Raw genomic sequence first — 22,730 nt, forward strand, 5'->3', positions numbered from 1 at the left:
TTTAGGGAGATTTGATGGCTTACTCAGTACAAAAGTCGCGCCTGGCCAGGGTTGCGGGTGTTTCGCTTGTTTTGCTGCTCGCGGCCTGTAGTTCTGACTCGCGCTACAAGCGCCAGGTGAGTGGTGATGAATCCTATCTGGAAGCCGCACCGCTTGCTGAACTTCATGCGCCTGCCGGTATGATTCTGCCGGTGACCACGAGCGACTACAACATTCCGGTCACCAACGGCAGCGGTGCCGTTGGGAAAGCGTTGGATATCCGTCCGCCGGCACAGCCGCTGGCGCTGGTTTCCGGTGCCCGGACCCAGTTTGCGGGCGATACCGCCACGCTGCTGGTGGAAAACGGGCGTGGAAATACGCTGTGGCCGCAGGTGGTCAGCGTGATTCAGTCTAAAAACTACACGATTGAAAAACGTGATGATGCCAGCCAGACGCTGACAACCGGTTGGGTTGACTGGAACCGTCTGGACGAAGACGAGCAGTACCGTGGCCGTTATCAAATCTCGGTTAAACCGCAGGGCTATCAGCAGGCGGTGATGGTGAAACTGGTCAACCTTGAGCAGGCCGGTAAGCCTGTGGCGGATGCCGCTTCACTGCAGCGTTATAGCACTGAGATGATGAACGTGATTTCTGCGGGCCTTGATAAGACCGCGACTGATGCCGCGAATGCTGCACAGAACCGTTCTGCCGCCACGATGGATGTGCAGAGCGCCGCGGATGACACCGGTTTACCGATGCTGGTGGTGCGTGGCCCATTCAACGTCGTCTGGCAGCGCCTCCCGGCAGCACTGGAGAAAGTCGGCATGAAAGTGACCGACAGTACCCGTTCGCAGGGGAGTATGGCTGTTACCTACAAACCGCTGTCCGATAGCGGCTGGCAGGAGCTGGGCGCTCGCGATCCAGGGCTCTCTTCCGGTGACTACAAACTGCAGGTCGGTGATTTAGACAACCGCAGCAGCTTGCAGTTTATCGATCCGAAGGGGCATACCCTGACGCAGAGCCAGAACGACGCGCTGGTTGCTATCTTCCAGGCAGCGTTTAGCAAGTAAAAAACAGGGCTGGAGAAATCCGGCCCTTTTTATTTCCGTGCTACGCAAACGTGTGCGTGGCATAATATTCCCCGTTTTGAATACAAATGATCACACCCAGGAGTAATGAAGATGCAAAAGCAAGCTGAGTTGTATCGTGGTAAAGCGAAGACCGTATACAGCACGGAAAACCCGGACCTGTTGGTGCTCGAATTCCGCAATGATACGTCAGCAGGGGATGGCGCGCGCATTGAGCAGTTTGATCGTAAAGGTATGGTGAATAACAAGTTCAACTATTTCATCATGACCAAACTGGCCGAAGCGGGTATCCCGACGCAGATGGAGCGACTGCTCTCTGATACCGAATGTCTGGTGAAAAAGCTGGATATGGTGCCGGTCGAGTGCGTGGTGCGTAACCGTGCGGCAGGCTCTCTGGTTAAACGTCTGGGTATTGAAGAGGGCATTGAACTGAATCCGCCGTTATTCGACCTGTTCCTGAAAAACGATGCAATGCATGACCCAATGGTCAACGATTCCTACTGCGAAACCTTTGGTTGGGTGAGCAAAGAGAATCTGGCACGAATGAAAGAGCTGACCTATCAAGCGAACGATGTGCTGAAAAAAATGTTCGATGACGCAGGACTGATCCTCGTCGACTTCAAACTGGAGTTCGGTCTGTACAAAGGCGAAGTGGTGCTCGGCGATGAATTCTCTCCGGACGGTAGCCGTCTGTGGGACAAAGAGACCCTCGAGAAAATGGACAAAGACCGTTTCCGTCAGAGCCTGGGTGGCCTGATTGAAGCCTATGAAACCGTGGCGCGTCGTCTGGGTGTGAATCTCGACTAACTTACCTTTCGGGTCGGGGATGCTCTCCGACCCGCTCTTCGCACTTCAATCTTGTTTTCCTGTGGTAATCTTCCGCTGAACCGCCTACGATCATCATCATAACGAATAGAATGTTGAGGTAAGTATGCGCTGGCAAGGGCGTCGTGAAAGTGACAATGTGGAAGACAGGCGCAGCAGCTCAGGCGGTGGTCCCTCTCTGGGCGGGCCAGGATTTCGTCTGCCGAGCGGCAAAGGCGGAATTATTCTGCTCATCGTCGTGCTGGTTGCCGGGTATTACGGCGTCGATTTAACCGGACTGATGACGGGACAACCGGTCTCTCAGCAGCAGTCTCAGCGTTCCATCAGCCCGAATGAAGATGAAGCGGCAAAATTTACCTCGGTGATTCTGGCAACGACAGAAGACTCCTGGGGACAGCAGTTTGAAAAAATGGGGCGTACCTATCAACCGCCAAAGCTCGTGATGTACCGTGGTGCAACGCGAACTGGCTGCGGTACCGGACAATCCATCATGGGGCCGTTTTATTGCCCGGCGGATAGCACGGTCTATATCGATCTCTCCTTCTACGATGACATGAAAGACAAACTGGGCGCGGACGGTGATTTCGCTCAGGGGTATGTGATTGCTCACGAAGTCGGTCATCACGTCCAGAAACTGCTTGGCATCGAGCCGAAAGTGCGTCAGATGCAGCAGAACGCCTCGCAGGCGGAAATCAACCAACTCTCTGTCCGTATGGAACTACAGGCGGACTGCTTTGCCGGTGTCTGGGGCAACAGCATGCAGCAGCAGGGCGTACTGGAGTCCGGCGATCTGGAAGAAGCATTGAATGCCGCCGAAGCGATTGGCGACGATCGTCTCCAGCAGCAAAGTCAGGGGCGCGTCGTTCCGGACAGCTTCACCCACGGGACGTCAGAGCAGCGCTATCGCTGGTTTAAGCGCGGTTTCGATAGTGGCAATCCGGCGCAATGTAATACCTTTGGTAAAGGTTTTTAACTTCTGAGGCAGGGATGTCTGGTTACACCGCGCTGAATGCGTTAACCGCGCAAATGACCCGGGAGGGGATTCGCCGCCTGCTGGTGCTGAGCGGCGAGGCGTCCTGGTGCCATGAACAAGTACAGCACCTGCGCGACACGTTGCCCGGCGACTGGCTATGGGTTTCCCCTGATGCCGCCGCCGAACCCAGTTGCACGCCGCTGGCGCTGCAAACGTTACTGGGACGTGAATTCCACCATGCCGTTTTCGATGCTCTGGCCGGGTTTGATGCGGCGGCTTTTGCTGCCTTAAGCGGAACGCTGCGCGCGGGCAGTTGGCTGGTGTTACTCACGCCGCCACTGGCGCGCTGGCATCTCTGTCCTGATAATGATTCGCTGCGCTGGAGCGACTGCGCGCAACCTATTGCGACTCCCCATTTTATCCACCGCATTCGTCGCCTCATCGCGGCGGATGAACAGACGCTGTGCTGGCAACAGTCGCAGCCGTTTTGCGTACCGTATTTTTCAGAACGTCCTCACTGGCAGTCCGCAACCGGTGCGCCGCTGCCGGAACAGGCCGCTATTCTGACGAAACTGCTCCGGATGCCCGAAGGGATCGCCACGGTGACCGCCGCGCGTGGACGTGGGAAATCGGCGCTGGCCGGTCAGTTGATTTCACGTATTACGGGCAACGCCCTTGTGACGGCACCGGCGAAAGCGGCAACGGACGTGCTGGCGCAATTTGCCGGTGACCGTTTCCGCTTTATGGCGCCAGATGCGCTGCTGAGTGCGGAGGTTGATGCCGACTGGCTGGTGGTGGATGAGGCGGCGGCGATCCCTGCGCCGCTCCTTCAGCGTCTGGTTTCCCGTTTTCCGCGCGCCCTACTGACAACGACCGTACAGGGCTACGAAGGCACCGGACGCGGCTTTTTGTTAAAATTTTGCGCCCGCTTCCCGGAACGACAGCGTTATGAACTTCAGCAACCCGTCCGCTGGGCGCAGGGATGTCCGCTGGAGAAATGGGTTAGCGACGCGCTGGTTTTTGATGATGACGATTTTGCGACTACCCCGCAGGGCTGCATGGTGATTAGGCCTTTCGAACAGGACGCCTGGCAGACGCAACCGGAAATGCCTCTGGCGGTCTATCGGCTGCTTTCCGGGGCGCATTATCGTACCTCTCCGCTGGATCTACGCCGAATGATGGATGCGCCGGGGCAGCATTTTTTCCACGCCACCTGTGACAGGGAAATCGTCGGGGCACTCTGGCTGGTTGAGGAAGGCGGTCTTGCTCCCGAACTCAGCCAGGCGGTCTGGGCAGGATTTCGGCGACCGCGGGGGAATCTCGTCGCGCAGTCGCTGGCGGCACACGGTGGCGATCCGCTGGCGGCTACCCTGACCGGTCGTCGAATCAGTCGCATTGCCGTCCATCCGGGACGTCAGCGTGAGGGGATTGGACAACAGCTGATCGCGCAGGCTCATACGGCACACTGTGACTATCTTTCCGTGAGCTTTGGCTATACGCCGGAGCTGTGGCGCTTCTGGCAGCGCTGTGGTTTTATCCTGGTGCGGGTAGGCAACCACAAGGAGGCCAGTAGCGGCTGCTATACCGCAATGGCGCTCTTACCGCTAAGCGCGGCAGGCAGGCACCTGGCCGAATATGAGCACCACCGTTTGCGTCGCGATGCGGATATTCTTGCGCGGTGGAATGGGGAGGCGATCCCGGTTGAACCGCTGAAAGCGACTACGCTTAATGAAGATGACTGGCAGACGCTGGCAGGGTTTGCTTTCGCGCACCGTCCGTTGTTGACCTCTCTCGGTGGTCTGAACCGCCTGCTGTCGACCAGCGCGTTGCCGCTACCGGCGCTGCGGGGCAGCCTGCAAGCACGCCTCAGCGATGCGGAACTCTGTGTGACATTGCGCCTTTCAGGGCGCAAAGCACTGCTGAAGCGTCAGCGGGAAGAGGCGGCGCAGGCGTTAGCCGGGCTGGATCCCGCACGGACTGAGCATGACCGTAATCGCATTCTGCAATGGCAATTTTTTCACTAACTCCTTCAATTTTCTGGCATGGTCATTGCGATTGAGCAGCGTAGAATTAACGACATCAGTTAAGGAGATCGCCATGAAACATGACCATTTTGTTGTTCAAAGTCCGGCCCAACCTGCTCAACAGCTGTTGCTGCTGTTTCATGGCGTGGGTGATAACCCCGTTGCGATGGGAGAGATTGGTTCGTGGTTTGCCCCTCTCTTCCCGGACGCGCTGGTGGTCAGTATCGGCGGCGTTGAGCCGAGCGGACCGGCATCCGGGCGGCAGTGGTTTTCCGTGCAAGGGGTGACGGAAGAGAACCGTCAGGCACGGATTGACGCTATCATGCCGGTGTTTATCGAAACCGTACGTTACTGGCAAAAACAGAGTGGCGTAGGGGCAAATGCCACGGCGCTGATTGGTTTCTCGCAGGGCGCGATTATGGCGCTGGAGAGCATCAAAGCCGAGCCTGGGCTGGCCTCGCGGGTGATTGCGTTTAACGGACGCTACGCCAGCCTGCCGGAAACGGCATCGACCGCCACCACGATTCATCTGATTCACGGTGGGGAAGATCGGGTCATTGAGCTTTCGCATGCGGTAGCCGCCCAGGATGCGCTGTTAAGCGCAGGTGGGGATGTCACGCTGGATATTGTGGAAGACCTCGGTCACGCGATTGATGACCGTAGCATGCAGTTTGCACTCGACCATTTGCGCTATACCGTGCCGAAGCACTACTTTGACGAAGCGCTCAGCGGCGGTACGCCGAACGATGATGACGTAATTGAGATGATCTAAAAGACAAAGCCGGAATGGGGAAACCCCTTCCGGCTCTGGTTTATTTCTTCGGTTGGTCTTTCTTCGGCCAATCGTCGTCGTCATCCCACTTATCGTTAAAATCACGATGCGGGGGAAGTTCCGGTTTATTCGCGAGGAATTTTTTGTGGTCGACGCGTTTGAGATCCTTGATCACATTCAGCAGCACACCTACCAAAAACACCAGCACCAGAATCCACCAATATTTTGCCAGCCAGTCCATGCGCGTTACCTCTTGCAGGAACCTCGTCAGGCGACGAGTTGTTCCATTATACGTTGATACATACGGGCAAGCAGTTGCAGGTCGGCGGCGTTCACACATTCATTAATTTTATGAATCGTGGCATTCACCGGACCGAGCTCTACGACCTGCGCCCCCATACGAGCGATAAACCGTCCATCGGACGTACCGCCCGTGGTCAGTAACTGCGGTTTAATTTCATTATAGTGCTCGATGGCGTTCACGACTGCATCCACCAGTTTCCCGCGATCGGTCAGGAACGGCTGGCCAGAGAGCCACCAGTCAACGGTATAGCGCAACTGATGTTTCTCGAGCAGCGCGTGCACCCGCGCTTTGATCATCTCGTCAGTCAGTTCGGTACTGAAACGGAAGTTGAACTGCACAAACAGTTCACCGGGGATGACGTTATTGCTACCGGTACCCGCCTGGACGTTGGCAATCTGCATGCTGGTGGCCGGGAAAAACTCATTGCCCTGATCCCACTCAATATTCACCAGTTCATTGAGCATCGGCGCGGCGCGATGTACCGGGTTATCCGCCAGGTGTGGATAGGCGACGTGACCCTGCACACCGTGGATAGTCAGGTTACAGGTGAGCGATCCGCGACGGCCGTTTTTCACCACGTCACCCACGACTTCGGTACTTGAGGGTTCGCCAACCAGACAGTAATCCAGGCGCTCATTTCGCGCCATCAGCGCCTCAACCACCTTAACGGTGCCGTTTTTCGCGCTGGCCTCTTCATCGGAGGTGATCAGGAACGCCAGGCGCCCTTTGTGGTTCGGGTGCTGAGCGACAAAACGCTCTGCCGCCACCACCATGGCCGCCAGCGAACCTTTCATATCCGCCGCGCCGCGGCCGAACAACATCCCGTCGCGGATGGTTGGCTCGAAAGGTGGGTTGATCCAGCGATCGGCATCGCCCGCCGGCACGACGTCGGTGTGACCGGCAAACGCCAGCGTCTCACCCTGTCCGCGCCATGCCCAAAAATTCTGTGTATCCGCAAAATCCATGCGCTCAACGGTAAAACCGATCGCACGCAGGCGCTCAATCATCAACGCCTGACATCCGGCATCATCCGGGCTCAGGGAAGGGCGGCGAATAAGCTGTTGTGTCAGCTCAATAACCGGGCACGACATAGACTACACCTCGTCAAAAAACTGCTGATAACTGGATTCACTAAAACCCAGCAGCATAGGCTTCCCGGGCGCACAGAGCAATGGGCGTTTGATGATTGCCGGCATTTCAGTCATTAATGCGGCGGCGGACGCGGCATCCGTGATGTGACTGCGTGTGGTTTCATCCAGTTTTCGCCACGTCGTCCCACGGGTGTTGAGAAGCGGTTCCCACCCTAATTCATTGATAAATGAAGTGAGAAGTGTGCTGTCCAGACCATCGACACGGTAATCATGAAAACGGTAGTCAATGCCACGCGCTTCCAACCAGCGGCGGGCCTTTTTAATGGTGTCGCAATTTTTAATACCGTAGAGGGTAATCATGTGCATCCTTATTAACGTAAACTGATTATATAATCATCATTATCGTTACGTCCGATAATACATCTTGTCATTTAATCGTGATCGGTAAATATAACATTGTTGAAGTAATGTGAATAATAATTCCTGAATTTGTTGGAATTTTCTTCTTAATCAAAATTCGGAATTTTCTCCGACGCAGTCACTTGTTTTTAATCGAAATTGAAGAGGTACCAGATAAGGTATGATTGTTGCGAATTATTGCAGTAAGTCACATAAAATTTATGATGACCGCGCCATAGTAATCACATCAACCACACCCCGGAGGATGTAATCACAGCAATCGGTTAATTTGTCTTCACCAGATGAGAATGTTTTTGTAGAATACCCATAATAAGAAGCAGAGGTTGTTATGATTGAACGCGAACTGGGGAACTGGAAAGATTTTATCGAAGTTATGCTTCGCAAATAAATTTCTGGAAGGATGACCAAATAACAGAACATACCGTGTGAGATTCATCACACAGAAAGGGCGACCCGTTGGCAGGTCGCCTTTTTTTGTCTGTTATTCCGGACGCGGCTTCAGTGGGAAGCGGCGACGCACCAGCACGAAAAACAGCGGCACGAAGTAGATTGCCAGCACCGTTGCCGAGATCATCCCGCCCATGACGCCCGTCCCGACGGCGTGTTGACCGCCGGAGCCTGCGCCGCTGCTGATCGTCATCGGCAGTACGCCAAAGATAAACGCCAGTGAGGTCATCAGGATCGGACGTAAGCGCTGTCGACATGCATGTAGCGTCGCATCCAGCAGATCGTGTCCTTTCTCATTCATCTCATTGGCAAATTCAACGATCAAAATGGCGTTTTTCGCCGAAAGCCCAATGACCGTCAACAGCCCGACCTGGAAATAGACATCGTTTTCCAGGCCACGCATCCAGGTCGCAAGCAACGCGCCGATGACCCCCAAGGGCACCACCAGCATCACTGAGAACGGTACTGACCAACTTTCATACAGCGCAGCCAGGCACAGGAATACCACCAACAGTGAAATGGCATACAGGGCCGGAGCCTGCGCTCCGGAGAGTCGCTCCTGGTAAGACATGGCGGTCCATTCCAGTCCAAATCCGGTCGGCAACTGACGCACCAGCGACTCCATCACATCCATCGCTGTCCCGGTACTCACTCCTGGTGCGGCTTCACCGACAATTTCGACGGCGGAATAGCCGTTGTAGCGCTCCAGACGTGGAGAACCCGTCTCCCAGCGAGAGGTGGCGAAGGCGGAGAAAGGCACCATACCGCCGCTGTTATTGCGCACGTACCACAGGTTGATGTCGTCTGGCAGCATACGGTATTTCGCTGCCGCCTGGACGTAGACCTTCTTGACGCGGCCACGGTCCATAAAGTCGTTGACGTAGCTCGATCCCCATGCGGTCTGCAACGTATCGTTGATGTCGTCAATGGATACACCCAGCGCCTGCGCTTTGCGTTGGTCGACATCAATTTGCAACTGAGGACTGTCGTCCAGACCGTTGTGTCGTACACGAGTCAGGGCGCTATCCTGCGACGCCAGGCGAAGCAGTTGGTCACGCGCGGCCATTAAGGCGTCATGACCGGCGCCGGCGTGATCTTGTAGTTCCATATCAAAACCTGCGGAACTGCCGAGACCGCTGATGGCAGGCGGACTGCTGGCGAACACGCGCGCCTCTTTGATTTTGTTAAACGCCTTCGTCGCACGTTCGATAATGGCAAACGAGGTGCCAGTCGTCGGGTCGCGTTCGCTCCAGTCTTTCAGGCGTACAAACATACGTGCCACGTTCTGACCGTTGCCCCCTGGGCCAGAACCGACCGTCGCAAAGACGGACTGGACGGTATCCTTTTCCTGGGTGAAATAATATTTCTCGACTTCCTGTACCACTTTTAAGGTTTGTTGCTGCGTCGAGCCGCTTGGCAACTGAACCGAGGTGATAAACATGCCGCGATCTTCCAGTGGCAGGAACGAGGTCGGCAGACGCAGGAACAGAACCACCATCGCGCCAAGCAGCAGCACATAAATCAGGAGCCAGCGCAGGCTGCGATGCAGAATCTTGGCAACGCCTTTTTCGTAGCGTTCGGCGTTACGGTTGAAGGTACGGTTAAACCAGCCGAAGAAACCGGTTTGCCCGTGATGCTCGCCTTTATGCAGTGGTTTAAGCAAAGTGGCGCACAGGGCAGGGGTAAGGATCATCGCCACCAGAACGGAAAGCACCATCGCCGCCACAATGGTAATGGAGAACTGACGGTAGATTGCCCCGGTGGTTCCGCCAAAAAAGGCCATCGGTACGAAGACGGCTGACAGCACCATCGCGATACCGACCAGCGCACCCTGAATTTGTCCCATCGATTTTCGCGTCGCCTCGCGCGGCGTGAGGCCTTCCTCACTCATAATACGCTCGACGTTTTCCACAACCACGATGGCGTCATCCACCAGCAGGCCGATTGCCAGTACCATCGCAAACATCGTCAGGGTATTGATGCTGTAGCCGAAGGCATAGAGCACCGAAAACGTCCCCATCAGTACCACCGGTACGGCAATGGTGGGGATCAGCGTGGCGCGGAAATTTTGCAGGAACAGGTACATCACGAGGAACACCAGCGCGATGGCTTCCAGCAGTGTTTTCACCACGTCTTCAATCGAGGCTTTAACAAAGGAGGTGGTTTCATAGGCCACCTTGTACTCAAGACCATGTGGGAAGTATTGCGCCAGTTCATCCAGACGCTTAATGACCTGGGTCGCGGTGGCCATTTCGTTGGCCCCCGACGCCAGTTTCACTCCAAGACCGGATGCCGCATTGCCATTGAAGCGGCTGAGATAGTCATACTTCTCAGCCCCCATTTCGACGGTGGCGACATCGCCCAGGGTTACTTCTGAACCATCCTGATTGACACGTAGCGTAATGGCGCGAAACTGTTCCGGCGTTTGCAGCAGCGACTGGGCATTAATGGTGGCATTCAGCGCCTGGGTATCAATGGAAGGGGTTCCGCCAAGCTGTCCGACGGCGATCTGCGCGTTCTGCGACTCAATGGCGTCGGTGACATCTTTCGCCGTCATCTGGAAGCTGTTGAGCTTTGCCGGATCCAGCCAGATGCGCATGGAATATTGCGAGCCGTAGGCATCGATGTCGCCGACGCCGCTCACCCGGCTGAGCGGATCCTGAATATTACTGGCGACGTAGTCCGCGATATCCTGCTTATCCATCGACCCGTCGGTGGAGACAAAAGCAATCGTCAGGATGTTGGTATCCCCGGTCTTACGGACCGTGACACCCTGGTTCTGTACCGCCTGCGGCAGTTTACGCATCGCCGACTGTAACTGGTTCTGGACCTGTTGTACGGCTTCATCCGGATCGGTGCCCGCCACGAAGCTCAGCGTAACCGACGCTTGTCCGGTGCCGCTGCTTTGCGATGACATGTACATCAGATTATCGAGGCCGGTCATGTTCTGCTCAATGACCTGGGTGACGGTGTTTTCCAGCGTTTGGGCGGAAGCGCCGGGATAGTTTGCCGTGATGCGCACGTTTGGCGGCGCCAGATCAGGATATTGCTCCACCGGCAAAGAGAAAATCGCCAGGGTACCTGTCAGACACAACAGAATAGCCAGCACCCAGGCAAATATGGGGCGATCGATAAAGAAATTCGCCATCAGAAAGAGGACCTCATTATTCTACATATCTTTATAGGTATGACTTGCTTCACTGTATCGGGAAGGTACGAGCCAAACGTGGAGAAAAAAAGGAGATAATGTAAATTATCATTCCTGATTACAGTGTTTGTCAGCTTCCCACATGCTCACGTCCGGTTTTGTGAGATTTTATGCCAGATGACTCGCATCCTCTTCTGATTCTGTCGAGCGAAAGCTAATGCTCACTAACGTCCCACCGCCGGAAGGCTGCGAAAAACTTAACGTGCCGCCGAGACGTTCCGCGCGCTCGCGCATAATGTTCAGGCCGTAATGCCCCGCCGGTTCTTTAGGTTCGCCAATGCCCACGCCGTTATCGCGAATATACACCGTGTGATTGCCATCCGGCGCTGTCACACAGCTGACGGCAATCTCACTGGCACTGGCGTGCTTCATCGCGTTGAGCACCGCTTCCCGGATAATCTGTAACAGATGGACCTGCATCTGCGCATCGAGCGCCAGCGTCGGCAACCGGCAGTCCAGAGTGAGTTTAGCGGCAGTTTGTCCTTGTAGCGCTTCGAGCATTTCATGCAGTGCGGAAGGTAAATCAGCCTGTTGCAGGGTCAGGCGGAAGGTGGTCAGCAGTTCACGCAGTTGACGATAGGCGTCGTTCAGCGCCCGCGAGAAGTCATCCATAATGGCCTGCGCCGGGGCGTTATCCTCAGGAATGGCGCGTTTGAGCAGCGTCAACTGAATGCGCAGATACGAGAGCACCTGCGCCAGAGAGTCATGCAGTTCACGGGCAATAGTGGCGCGTTCTTCCATCAGCAACAGTTGCTGGAAGTGTTTCTGCGCATGGTTGAAGTACAGGCCGCGCCCCAGCATTGTCGATACGCTGTTTAACAGCGGGATCGCGCTGGCGACATGCTGACTTTGCCAGTGCAGCTCGCCGTAGACCGTCTCTTGCATGGTCACCGGCAGGATTTGCATCGGCAGGTCGGCCTGTTTTTCACCTTCACTGATACGCCAGTTTTCGCCGACGGTAAGCTCCAGAAATAGTGCCGCTTCGTTATCACGGACAATCTGCAAGATATGGCGGAAGCAGTGCACATCAATCTGACTGGTATTTAGCGCCTGAGAACACTGGTACAGCACTTCCAGACGTCGCTTGGCTTCATGGAGATCGTGTGTCTTTTCTTCGACCTTCGCTTCCAGCGAGCGGTACAGCTTATGCAACTCGCTCGACATCTGATTAAAGGTCTTCGCCAGTAGCCCCAGTTCGTTGGGAAGGTGCGTATCCAGCGGCGGCGAATCAAACTGACCGTGTTCGATGCGCTGGCTGGCCATTACCAGTTGGTTCAGTGGGCGCACAACCTGATGACGAATACGGCGCAGGGTGAAAAAGACGAGGGTAAAAATCCCGATACCGCCCGCCAGCGAGATCCCCACCACCAGCATCACTTTGCGCTCGGCATAGTGCTGCAAGGCCAGCACGAAGAGATCGATCTTATCGACGTAGGCGTTAATGTTGTTCTGATACCACTGCAGATCCCCATCAATCAGGCGGGCATTCATCTCCAGCCAGTTGGCATGCAGTTGCGCGTAGCGACCTTTCACCGCCTGAGGCACATACCAGGCATTCAGATTGCTTAACGCCGATGAGTTGAGGGCCTGTTGAAAGAGCAGACGATGGGCGTTTAATTGCGGGCTGTGGCTTTGCAGATCGTACCCCAGACGATAGCTCTGCATACGTAATGAACCCGCCACGTTAATGGCTTCGGCATCCCGCAGGCTGCTGGCCAGCGTCAGTAACGCAACGCCGGTTGAGAGAATCGAGAGCAGGACAATGTAAAAAAAGGCCCGGGCCAGGCTGGCCGAGACGGGGCGTTTGACGATCACACGCGTAATTTCCTTTAAAAGTGCTTACGGTAAAAATCTCTCGCAGATCTGAAACGTAATTTCACTCTGGCTGAAATAAATTGATCTGCCACAGGTTCTGTAGAAATAGTTGTGCTTCCTGGGCAAATGAACATTGCCGACGTGTGGTCAGTCGGTTAATAACAACACTTATATAAAGAATAAGGTTTTTACAACCAAAAAAGAAGGTCGCCATGAACCGTTTTATTATGGCCAACAGCCAACAGTGCCTGGGATGCCATGCCTGTGAAGTCGCTTGCGTTTTGGCCCACAATGAAGAGCAACACGTCCTTAGCCAACGTCACTACCAGCCCCGGATCACGGTTATCAGGCATCAGCATCAGCGAAGTGCAGTGACCTGCCACCATTGCGAAGATGCTCCCTGCGCCCGCAGTTGTCCGAATGGAGCGATAAGCCACGTCAACGATAGCGTGCAGGTCAATCAGCAAAAGTGTATCGGCTGTAAATCCTGCGTGGTGGCCTGCCCGTTTGGCACCATGCAAATCGTCCTGACGCCCGTCGCCAACGATCAGGTCAAAGCGACGGCGCATAAATGTGACCTCTGCCAGGGGCGGGAAAATGGACCGGCCTGCGTGGAGAACTGTCCTGCGGACGCACTGCAACTGGTGACGGAAGGGTCGTTAACCCGGCTGGCAAAAGCGCGACGTTTACGTACTGCCCGGCAGGAGAATCAGCCGTGGCATGCGGATGCCACAGCGACCGCTTTCCCCGCAATGAGCAAAATTGAGCAAATGCACGCGACGCCGGCGCGCGGTGAGCCGGACAAACTGGCTATCGACGCGCGAAAAGTCAGCTTTGACGAAATCTATCTGCCGTTTCGCACGGCTCAGGCGGAGCGGGAGGCCTCACGCTGCCTGAAGTGTGGTGAACACAGTATTTGCGAATGGACCTGCCCGCTACATAACCACATCCCTCAGTGGATTGAACTGGTGAAAGCCGGAAATATTGATGCGGCAGTGGAGTTGTCTCACCAGACGAATTGTCTGCCGGAAATCACCGGGCGCGTTTGTCCACAAGACCGACTGTGCGAGGGCGCCTGTACGGTGCGCGACGAGCACGGCGCGGTGACGATCGGCAACATTGAACGCTACATTTCTGACCGTGCGCTGGGTAACGGCTGGCGGCCGGATCTGAGTCATGTCCAGAAGGTCGATAAGCGTGTGGCGATTATTGGCGCCGGTCCGGCAGGGCTTGCCTGCGCCGACGTGCTGGCGCGTCACGGCGTCAGCGCCACGGTTTTTGATCGTCACCCTGAAATCGGCGGACTGCTGACCTTTGGCATCCCGGCCTTCAAACTGGATAAATCACTGCTGGCGCGTCGTCGGGAAATTTTTAGCGCGATGGGGATCCATTTTGAGCTGAACTGCGAAGTGGGCAGGGATGTGAAAATGGAGGCGCTGCTCGAGGATTACGATGCCGTATTTGTCGGCGTGGGAACCTATCGTTCGATGAAGGCCGACCTGCCTAACGAAGAGGCTCCGGGCGTCTATGACGCGCTGCCATTCCTGATCGCCAATACTAAACAGGTGATGGGACTGGACGAATGTCCTGAAGAGCCGTACATCAACACCGCCGGACTTAACGTGGTGGTGTTGGGCGGTGGCGACACGGCGATGGACTGTGTCCGTACCGCGCTGCGTCATGGCGCAAGCCAGGTCACCTGCGCCTATCGCCGTGACGAAGCCAACATGCCGGGTTCGAAGAAAGAGGTGAAAAACGCGCGTGAGGAAGGGGCGAAGTTCGAGTTCAACGTCCAGCCGGTCGATCTGGAACTGAGCGCGGACGGGCGCGTTTGCGGCATTCGTTTTCTGCGTACGCAATTGGGTGAGCCGGATGCCCAGGGACGCCGCCGTCCGGTGCCAATTGCTGGCAGTGAATTTGTGATGCCGGCAGATGCTGTGATCATGGCGTTTGGTTTCCATCCGCACGGGATGCCGTGGCTGGAGAGCCATGGAGTGCAAGTGGACAGCTGGGGTCGCATCGCGGCAAACGTGGAGAGTGCATACCGTTACCAGACCACTAACCCGAAAATTTTTGCCGGCGGCGATGCTGTTCGCGGCGCCGATCTGGTGGTCACCGCGATGGCGGAAGGGCGCCATGCGGCGCAGGGGATCATCGACTGGCTGGGGCGGTAAACGTTTGACTATCCCGTAGGCCGGATAAGGCGTAACCGACATCAGGCTTGATAGCGCTGCGCTTATCAGGCCTGCCATTCGCCTCTATCCGGCATAAATCAGCCTTATCTTACACAGACAAAACCGGCTTCACGGCGTAGTATAATTTCTCTTCTTATGCTGTGGAGTCGATATGTCGCAAAAAATCACCCTCGTTAAAGACAAAGTCCTTTCTGATAACTATTTCATCCTGCGCAATATTACCTACGATCTGACCCGCTCGAACGGCGATGTCATCCGCCACAAACGTGAAGTGTACGATCGCGGCAATGGGGCAACGATCCTGCTGTATAACGCAGAGAAAAAGACGGTGGTGCTGATTCGTCAGTTCCGCGTAGCGACGTGGGTGAACGGTAACGAAAGCGGGCAGTTGATTGAAACCTGCGCCGGATTACTGGATAACGACGAGCCGGAAGCCTGCATTCGCAAAGAGGCCATTGAAGAGACAGGCTATGAAGTGGGTGAGGTGCGCAAGCTCTTTGAGCTGTACATGTCTCCCGGCGGTGTGACGGAGCTGATTCACTTTTTTATCGCCGAATACAGCGAAAGCCAGCGTGCTAACGCGGGGGGTGGTGTCGAAGATGAAGACATCGACGTGCTGGAATTACCGTTTACTCAGGCGCTGGAGATGATTAAAACCGGTGAAATACGAGACGGTAAGACCGTGTTATTGCTCAACTATTTGCAATCTTCCCATTTAATGGATTGATAAATAAGGTTTATATTTCTTTACGAATGATTGAATCTATCCGACAAATCCGATTGAGCATGGTTAACAGCACAACGAAGATACGACCTGTGTTGTTCGTTTGACTTCTGGGGTTATTACCGTCCATGCGCTATCGCGTTATTTTCCTTTTCCTGCTCGGCCTGATTCCGGCCCGCTTGCTGTGGGCCGCGCCCGCGCAACAGGCCTTTTCTGACTGGCAGGTAACCTGTAATAACCAGAATTTTTGTGTCGCGCGTAACACCGGTGAACATGGCGGGCTGGTGATGACGCTGAGCCGCAGTGCCGGGGCGCATACCGATGCCGTCTTGCGCCTCGATCTTGGCGGATTGACCGCGCCCACCAACGAAGCGGATATCGCGCCACGCCTGTTGCTGGATGGCAAACCGTTGGCGCTGAGCCCAGATCACTGGAGAATGACGCCGTGGCACCTGATGACAGACGACCCGGCGACTATCGCTGAATTTCTGCTGACGATTCAGGACGGGAAGGCGATTACCCTGCAAAAGGGCAATCAAACCATTTCGCTGGCCGGGCTGAAAGCGGCGCTGTTGTTCATCGACGCGCAGCAGAAGCGGGTGGGCAGCGAAACGGCGTGGATTGAAAAAGGGGACGATCCTCCACTGAGCGTGCCACCGGCACCGGCGCTGAAAGGCGTAGCCGTCGTTAACCCAACACCCACACCGCTCTCCCTCGACGAACGCAACGACCTTCTTGATTACGGCAACTGGCGAATAAACGGCATTAAGTGTTCACTCGATCCTTCACGCCGTGAGGTGCGGGTGACCGCCCTTACCGATGACAAAGCCCTGTTGATGATCGCCTGCGAAGCCGGAGCGTACAACACCATCGATCTGGCGTGGATCGTGTCGCGGAAAAAACCACTGGCCTCACACGCCGTACGCCTACGTTTACCGTTTAACAGCGGCGCGGAAAGTAATGACATGGAGTTAATGAACGCCGTGTTTGATGAGAAGTCGCGTGAACTGGTTACCCTGGCAAAAGGGCGAGGATTAACGGACTGCGGCATCCAGACTCGCTGGCGTTTTGACGGTCAGCGTTTTCGTCTGGTGCGTTATGCCGAAGAGCCGAGCTGTGATGGCTGGCATGGGCCAGATGCCTGGCCCACGCTATGGATCACGCGTTGATTTTTTATCGGATGACGACGCAGTCGTCATCCGGCGTTGCAGACATCAGGCGTTCAAAACCTTGTGTGCTTTCTCCACAATGTTCTCAACCGTAAAGCCGAAGTAAGGGAACAGCTTCTCTGCTGGCGCGGATTCACCGTAGCCGGTCATCCCGACAATCGCCCCTTTTAAGCCCACATATTTGTACCAGTAATCGGCAATACCGGCTTCGACCGCGACGCGCGCGCTGACGTTCGATGGCAGCACCGACTCGCGGTATGTCTCGTCCTGGGCATCGAAAATATCCGTTGAGGGCAGCGATACCACGCGGACGTTACGCCCTTCGCCGGTCAGTTTCTCCGCGGCCTGCAGGGTAATCTCCATTTCTGACCCGGTGGCAATCAGAATGATATCCGGTTTGCCGCCGCTGTCTTTCAGCACGTAGCCACCGCGGGCGATCGCTTTCACCTGCTCCGGCGTGCGTTCAACCTGCGCCAGGTTTTGTCGTGACAGGATCAGCGCCGTGGGGCCATCATGGCGCTCGACCGCCAGCTTCCAGCCCACTGCAGCTTCAACCTGATCGCACGGACGCCAGGTGCTGAAATTAGGCGTCAGACGCAGGCTGGCCAGTTGTTCCACTGCCTGGTGGGTCGGACCATCTTCCCCCAGACCGATGGAGTCATGGGTATACACCATGATTTGTCGCGCTTTCATCAGTGCCGCCATGCGCGCGGCATTACGCGCATATTCAACGAACATCAGGAAGGTGGCGGTATAGGGCACGAATCCGCCGTGATGGGCGATGCCGTTGGCGATGGCGGTCATACCAAATTCACGCACGCCATAGTGAATGTAATTGCCCGCCAGATCCTCTTTCAGTGAGGTGGAACCTTTCCAGATCGTCAGGTTGCTCGGCGCCAGATCCGCCGAACCGCCTAACAGCTCCGGCAGAAGTGGGCCGTAGACGTTGAGAGTATTTTGCGATGCCTTGCGGGTGGCGATTTTGGCGGGGGTCGCCTGTAACTCGTTGATGTATTTCTGTGTGTTTTTTTCCCAGGACTCTGGCAGACCGCCGGTCATGCGGCGCGTGAACTCTGCGGCCAGTTGCGGGTGCGCTTTCTGGTAAGCGGCGAATTTTTCGTTCCAGTGCTGTTGCGCTTTCTCGCCTTTTTCGCGGGCGTCCCAGGCGCGATAAATCTCTTTCGGGATCTCAAATGCCGGATGGTGCCAGCCGAGTTTTTGGCGGGTCAGCGCCACTTCTTCTTCGCCCAGCGCCGCGCCGTGGGATTCCTCTTTCCCTGCTTTGTTCGGTGAGCCAAAGCCGATCACCGTGCGGCAGATAATCAGCGACGGTTTGTCCTTCACGCTCTGCGCTTCCTGAATCGCTCTCTTCACCGCTTCCGGGTCGTGGCCATCAATCTCGTGGACGACATGCCAGTGGTAGGCCTCAAAGCGTTTGGCGGTATCATCGGTAAACCAGCCGTCGGTTTCACCATCAATGGAGATACCGTTGTGATCGTAAAAACCGATCAGCTTGCCCAGCCCCAGCGTTCCCGCCAGCGAACAGACCTCATGCGAAATGCCTTCCATCAGGCAGCCGTCACCCATAAACACATACGTGAAGTGATCGACAATCTCGTGGTCCGGCTGGTTAAACTGTGCCGCCAGCGTGCGTTCGGCAATGGCTAAACCGACGGCGTTCGCCAGCCCCTGGCCCAGCGGCCCGGTGGTGGTTTCCACGCCTGGCGTATAGCCGATTTCCGGGTGGCCTGGCGTTCTGGAATGCAACTGGCGGAAGTTTTTCAACTCTTCAAGCGGCAGGTCATAGCCTGACAGATGCAGCAGGCTATAGAGCAGCATAGAAGCGTGACCGTTCGAAAGAATAAAACGATCGCGATCGTACCAGGTTGGATCGGTCGGGTTGTGCTTAAGAAAATCGTTCCACAGCACTTCGGCGATATCCGCCATTCCCATCGGCGCGCCGGGGTGACCGGAATTGGCTTTCTGAACAGCGTCCATACTGAGCGCACGAATGGCATTGGCAAGGTCTTTACGGGACATAGAACACTCCGTGGCAAGGTTTAGAGTTTGGCCGCAAGCAGGTCTTCCAGTTTGCGTTGGTCAACGGCGAACAGACGGATACCGTCAGAGAGTTTCTCTACCGCCATCGCATCCTGGTTATGCTCCCAGCGGAATTCAGCTTCGCTCATGGGGGCGGGACGATGGAAGGTTTGCGAAGACGGCACCAGCTTGCGCACGACCGGTTCTTCTTTTTCCTGTAATTCTTTCAGGAGATTGGGGGCAATCGTCAGGCGATCGCAGCCGGCCAGCGCGAGGATCTGCTCAGTGCGGCGAAAACTGGCGCCCATGACGATGGTGTCATAACGATGCTGTTTGAAGTAATCGTAGATATTGCGCACCGACTTCACGCCGGGATCTTGCTCGACAACGTACGGGTCCATGGGGCTGCGCGCCTGATACCAGTCATAGATGCGCCCGACAAACGGAGAGATCAAAAAGACGCCCGCTTCAGCGCAGGCGCGGGCCTGAGCAAAGGAAAACAGCAGCGTCAGGTTGCAGTTAATTCCCTCTTTCTCTAACGCTTCTGCCGCGCGAATACCTTCCCATGTGGAGGCCAGTTTGATCAGTATGCGGGATTTATCGATCCCCTGCTGCTGGTACAAATCCACCAGGTGGCGGGCCTTGTCGATACTCTTTTGTTGATCGAAGGAGAGGCGGGCATCCACTTCGGTCGACACGCGTCCCGGAATGCTTTTAAGAATTTCCGCACCAAAATTGACCGCCAGTTTGTCGCAGGCTTCGGCAACCTGCTGTTCCTGGGTTTTACCCCGCTGCTTTCCCCAGCGGATCGCATCGTCAATCAGATGCGCGTAGTGCGCCAGGCCAGCGGCTTTCAGCAGCAGGGAAGGGTTGGTGGTGGCATCCTGGGGTTGGTAATGACGAATAGACTCAATATCGCCGCTGTCGGCCACGACAGTGGTGAATTGTTTGATGCCGTCTAACTGGTTCATAGGAAATACTCCTTGAAAAGTAACGTGTTAGGTGAGTGCTTAAAATCACACTTCTGAGAAATTCATGATGTGCACCACAAAAAAGCATAGCAGACAGGCATGGTATTGCTGGCTTAAGCAGGTAACATGGTTGTTATGAGTTGATTACGAAATCTTTATTTAAGTCGTGATAGTTTGGGGACCTTCAAAGTTTGCGTCCCGCAGTGCGGTGATAATGTGCGACGCACCTGGCTGCGCGTGACTTTTTTGAACGATACGTGAAAGGAACAACAAGATGGATGACCAGTTAAAGCAAAGCGCCCTTGATTTCCACGAATTCCCGGTACCTGGTAAAATCCAGGTTTCTCCGACCAAGCCCCTTGCCACGCAGCGCGATCTGGCGCTGGCCTACTCGCCGGGCGTCGCGGCACCTTGTCTTGAAATCGAAAAAGACCCGCTGGCTGCGTATAAATACACCGCGCGTGGCAACCTGGTTGCCGTTATCTCTAACGGGACGGCGGTGCTGGGCTTAGGCAATATCGGTGCGCTGGCCGGTAAACCGGTCATGGAAGGCAAAGGCGTTCTGTTTAAGAAATTCGCCGGTATTGATGTGTTCGATATCGAAGTCGATGAGCTCGATCCGGACAAATTTATTAACGTCGTTGCCGCGCTGGAACCGACGTTCGGCGGGATCAACCTGGAAGACATCAAAGCGCCGGAGTGTTTCTACATCGAACAGAAACTGCGCGAACGCATGAATATTCCGGTGTTCCATGACGATCAGCACGGCACCGCGATCATCAGTACCGCCGCCATTCTTAACGGCCTGCGGGTGGTAGAGAAAAATATCTCCGACGTGCGGATGGTGGTATCCGGCGCGGGCGCGGCGGCGATCGCTTGTATGAACCTGCTGGTGGCGCTGGGAATGCAGAAGCACAACATTGTGGTCTGCGACTCCAAGGGCGTTATCTACAAAGGTCGCGAGCCGAATATGGCTGAAACCAAAGCGGCCTACGCGGTAGATGATGACGGCAAACGGACGCTGGATGACGTTATTGACGGCGCGGATATTTTCCTTGGGTGTTCAGGCCCGAAAGTGCTGACCCAGGAGATGGTCAAGAAAATGGCCCGCGCGCCGATGATTCTGGCGCTGGCTAACCCGGAACCAGAAATTCTGCCGCCGTTGGCAAAAGCGGTGCGTCCGGACGCCATCATCTGTACCGGCCGTTCCGACTACCCGAACCAGGTCAACAACGTCCTGTGCTTCCCGTTCATTTTCCGTGGCGCACTGGACGTTGGCGCGACGGCAATCAACGAAGAGATGAAGCTGGCTGCGGTCCATGCCATTGCCGAACTGGCGCATGCCGAGCAAAGCGAAGTCGTGGCCTCGGCCTATGGCGACCAGGATCTGAGCTTCGGCCCGGAATACATCATTCCAAAACCGTTCGACCCGCGTCTGATTGTTAAAATCGCACCAGCGGTTGCCAAAGCGGCGATGGATTCCGGCGTGGCAATGCGTCCCATTGCCGACTTTGACGCTTATGTCGACAAGCTGACGGAATTTGTCTACAAAACTAACCTGTTCATGAAGCCGATTTTCTCGCAGGCACGCAAAGCACCGAAGCGTGTCGTGTTGCCGGAAGGGGAAGAGGCGCGTGTGCTGCACGCAACGCAAGAACTGATCACGCTGGGACTGGCGAAGCCGATCCTGATCGGCCGTCCGGGCGTAATCGAAATGCGCATTCAAAAACTGGGGCTGCAGATCAAAGCAGGCGTCGATTTTGAGATCGTCAACAATGAATCCGATCCGCGCTTTAAAGAGTACTGGAGCGAGTACTACCAGATCATGAAGCGTCGAGGCATTACCCAGGAGCAGGCGCAGCGTGCGGTGATCGCCAACACCACGGTGATTGGGGCGATCATGGTACAGCGCGGTGAAGCGGATGCGATGATCTGCGGCACTATCGGTGATTACCATGAACACTTCAGCGTGGTGAAAGCGGTGTTTGGCTACCGTGAAGGCGTCCATACCGCCGGGGCGATGAACGCGTTACTGCTGCCGAGTGGCAACACCTTTATTGCTGATACCTACGTCAATGACGATCCTGAGCCGGAAGAGCTGGCGGAAATCGCCGTGATGGCGGCGGAAACCGTGCGTCGCTTTGGTATCGAACCGAAAGTGGCGCTGCTGTCACATTCTAACTTTGGTTCGTCCAACTGTCCGTCTGCCGGCAAAATGCGTGCCGCGCTGGAGATTATCAAAGCACGTGCGCCTGACCTGATGATTGACGGCGAAATGCATGGTGATGCCGCGCTGGTGGAAAGCATTCGTAATGACCGGATGCCGGACAGCCCGCTGAAAGGCTCGGCCAATATTCTGGTGATGCCGAATATGGAAGCGGCGCGTATTAGTTACAACCTGCTGCGTGTTTCCAGCTCGGAAGGGGTCACTGTTGGGCCGGTACTGATGGGGGTCTCGAAACCCGTTCATGTATTAACGCCGATCGCCTCTGTTCGTCGAATCGTTAATATGGTCGCGCTGGCGGTGGTTGAAGCACAAACACAGCCGCTGTAATTTTACTTTAATTAATTCCGGCGCGGGTTTTTCCCGCGCCTTTTTATTTTCCGCGTATTAGTGATCCACTTCACCTTTTAAATCACCTTGCCGAATTTTGTTATTTACCCTGACAAAAAATTGCCACGATA

At 55.5% G+C, this 22,730-nt stretch carries 17 protein-coding genes; 10 read left to right on the forward strand and 7 right to left on the reverse strand.

The annotated features are described in order from the left end of the window. Nucleotides 1-14: 14 nt before the first annotated feature. The 5 genes from bamC to ypfH all read left to right on the forward strand — a co-directional run bounded on the left by bamC (nucleotide 15) and on the right by ypfH (nucleotide 5,661). A complete protein-coding gene (gene bamC / locus AOY24_RS09940) occupies nucleotides 15-1,049 on the forward strand; it encodes an outer membrane protein assembly factor BamC (RefSeq protein ID WP_042999862.1) in 1,035 nt (344 codons plus the stop codon). Between the two features lie 111 nt (nucleotides 1,050-1,160). After that, a complete protein-coding gene (purC, locus tag AOY24_RS09945) occupies nucleotides 1,161-1,874 on the forward strand; it encodes a phosphoribosylaminoimidazolesuccinocarboxamide synthase (protein WP_044256914.1) in 714 nt (237 codons plus the stop codon). Nucleotides 1,875-1,998: 124 nt separating this feature from the next. After that, a complete protein-coding gene (locus AOY24_RS09950; RefSeq protein ID WP_042999864.1) occupies nucleotides 1,999-2,865 on the forward strand; it encodes a neutral zinc metallopeptidase in 867 nt (288 codons plus the stop codon). 14 nt (nucleotides 2,866-2,879) lie between these two features. Then, entirely contained in the window at nucleotides 2,880-4,889 is a 2,010-nt protein-coding gene (locus AOY24_RS09955; RefSeq protein ID WP_054176572.1) for a tRNA(Met) cytidine acetyltransferase TmcA, read from the forward strand. Nucleotides 4,890-4,962: 73 nt separating this feature from the next. Beyond that, nucleotides 4,963-5,661 (forward strand): esterase, encoded by a 699-nt coding sequence (gene ypfH / locus AOY24_RS09960; RefSeq protein WP_044256912.1) that lies wholly within the window; start codon nucleotides 4,963-4,965, stop codon nucleotides 5,659-5,661. A gap of 40 nt (nucleotides 5,662-5,701) precedes the next feature. Here the strand turns inward: ypfH and AOY24_RS09965 are convergent, their stop codons facing one another. Genes AOY24_RS09965 through AOY24_RS09975 form a run of 3 tightly spaced genes read right to left on the reverse strand, consistent with a single transcriptional unit; the run spans nucleotide 5,702 to nucleotide 7,416 of the window. Beyond that, a complete protein-coding gene (locus AOY24_RS09965; protein ID WP_012906607.1) occupies nucleotides 5,702-5,902 on the reverse strand; it encodes a YpfN family protein in 201 nt (66 codons plus the stop codon). Nucleotides 5,903-5,928: 26 nt separating this feature from the next. Next, the gene (dapE, locus tag AOY24_RS09970) at nucleotides 5,929-7,056 is read right to left on the reverse strand and encodes a succinyl-diaminopimelate desuccinylase (protein ID WP_042999867.1); all 1,128 of its coding nucleotides are present in this window, start codon (nucleotides 7,054-7,056) and stop codon (nucleotides 5,929-5,931) included. Nucleotides 7,057-7,059: 3 nt separating this feature from the next. Next, nucleotides 7,060-7,416 carry an ArsC family reductase gene (locus tag AOY24_RS09975; protein WP_042999868.1) on the reverse strand — a complete coding sequence of 119 codons (357 nt, stop codon included), beginning with the start codon at nucleotides 7,414-7,416 and terminating at the stop codon, nucleotides 7,060-7,062. Between the two features lie 388 nt (nucleotides 7,417-7,804). Here AOY24_RS09975 and ypfM point away from each other — a divergent pair, with 388 nt between their 5' ends. Continuing rightward, a complete protein-coding gene (gene ypfM, locus AOY24_RS24865) occupies nucleotides 7,805-7,864 on the forward strand; it encodes a protein YpfM (RefSeq protein ID WP_001386977.1) in 60 nt (19 codons plus the stop codon). Between the two features lie 93 nt (nucleotides 7,865-7,957). On the opposite strand, the gene acrD is transcribed toward ypfM, so the two are convergent. After that, nucleotides 7,958-11,071, reverse strand: coding sequence for a multidrug efflux RND transporter permease AcrD (gene acrD / locus AOY24_RS09980; protein WP_054176573.1), 3,114 nt, complete (start codon nucleotides 11,069-11,071; stop codon nucleotides 7,958-7,960). Nucleotides 11,072-11,239: 168 nt separating this feature from the next. Beyond that, on the reverse strand, nucleotides 11,240-12,946 hold the full coding sequence (gene narQ, locus AOY24_RS09985) for a nitrate/nitrite two-component system sensor histidine kinase NarQ (protein WP_044256907.1): 1,707 nt from the start codon (nucleotides 12,944-12,946) through the stop codon (nucleotides 11,240-11,242). Between the two features lie 212 nt (nucleotides 12,947-13,158). Here narQ and aegA point away from each other — a divergent pair, with 212 nt between their 5' ends. The 3 genes from aegA (at nucleotide 13,159) to AOY24_RS10000 (ending at nucleotide 17,034) form a co-directional block, all read left to right on the forward strand. Continuing rightward, entirely contained in the window at nucleotides 13,159-15,120 is a 1,962-nt protein-coding gene (aegA, locus tag AOY24_RS09990) for a formate-dependent uric acid utilization protein AegA (protein ID WP_054176574.1), read from the forward strand. 172 nt (nucleotides 15,121-15,292) lie between these two features. Beyond that, the gene (gene nudK, locus AOY24_RS09995; protein WP_044256903.1) at nucleotides 15,293-15,868 is read left to right on the forward strand and encodes a GDP-mannose pyrophosphatase NudK; all 576 of its coding nucleotides are present in this window, start codon (nucleotides 15,293-15,295) and stop codon (nucleotides 15,866-15,868) included. A gap of 125 nt (nucleotides 15,869-15,993) precedes the next feature. Further along, nucleotides 15,994-17,034 carry a DUF1176 domain-containing protein gene (locus AOY24_RS10000; RefSeq protein ID WP_042999873.1) on the forward strand — a complete coding sequence of 347 codons (1,041 nt, stop codon included), beginning with the start codon at nucleotides 15,994-15,996 and terminating at the stop codon, nucleotides 17,032-17,034. A 45-nt stretch (nucleotides 17,035-17,079) separates the two neighbouring features. Here the strand turns inward: AOY24_RS10000 and tkt are convergent, their stop codons facing one another. Continuing rightward, the gene (gene tkt / locus AOY24_RS10005; RefSeq protein WP_054176575.1) at nucleotides 17,080-19,074 is read right to left on the reverse strand and encodes a transketolase; all 1,995 of its coding nucleotides are present in this window, start codon (nucleotides 19,072-19,074) and stop codon (nucleotides 17,080-17,082) included. 20 nt (nucleotides 19,075-19,094) lie between these two features. Then, nucleotides 19,095-20,045, reverse strand: coding sequence for a transaldolase (gene tal / locus AOY24_RS10010; RefSeq protein ID WP_044256900.1), 951 nt, complete (start codon nucleotides 20,043-20,045; stop codon nucleotides 19,095-19,097). A gap of 274 nt (nucleotides 20,046-20,319) precedes the next feature. On the opposite strand from tal, the gene maeB reads away from it, so the two are divergent. Continuing rightward, nucleotides 20,320-22,599 carry an NADP-dependent oxaloacetate-decarboxylating malate dehydrogenase gene (maeB, locus tag AOY24_RS10015; protein WP_042999876.1) on the forward strand — a complete coding sequence of 760 codons (2,280 nt, stop codon included), beginning with the start codon at nucleotides 20,320-20,322 and terminating at the stop codon, nucleotides 22,597-22,599. Nucleotides 22,600-22,730: the final 131 nt, after the last annotated feature.

This window comes from Citrobacter sp. CtB7.12, assembly GCF_001297795.1.
Classification (GTDB): Bacteria; Pseudomonadota; Gammaproteobacteria; order Enterobacterales; family Enterobacteriaceae; genus Citrobacter_A; species Citrobacter_A amalonaticus.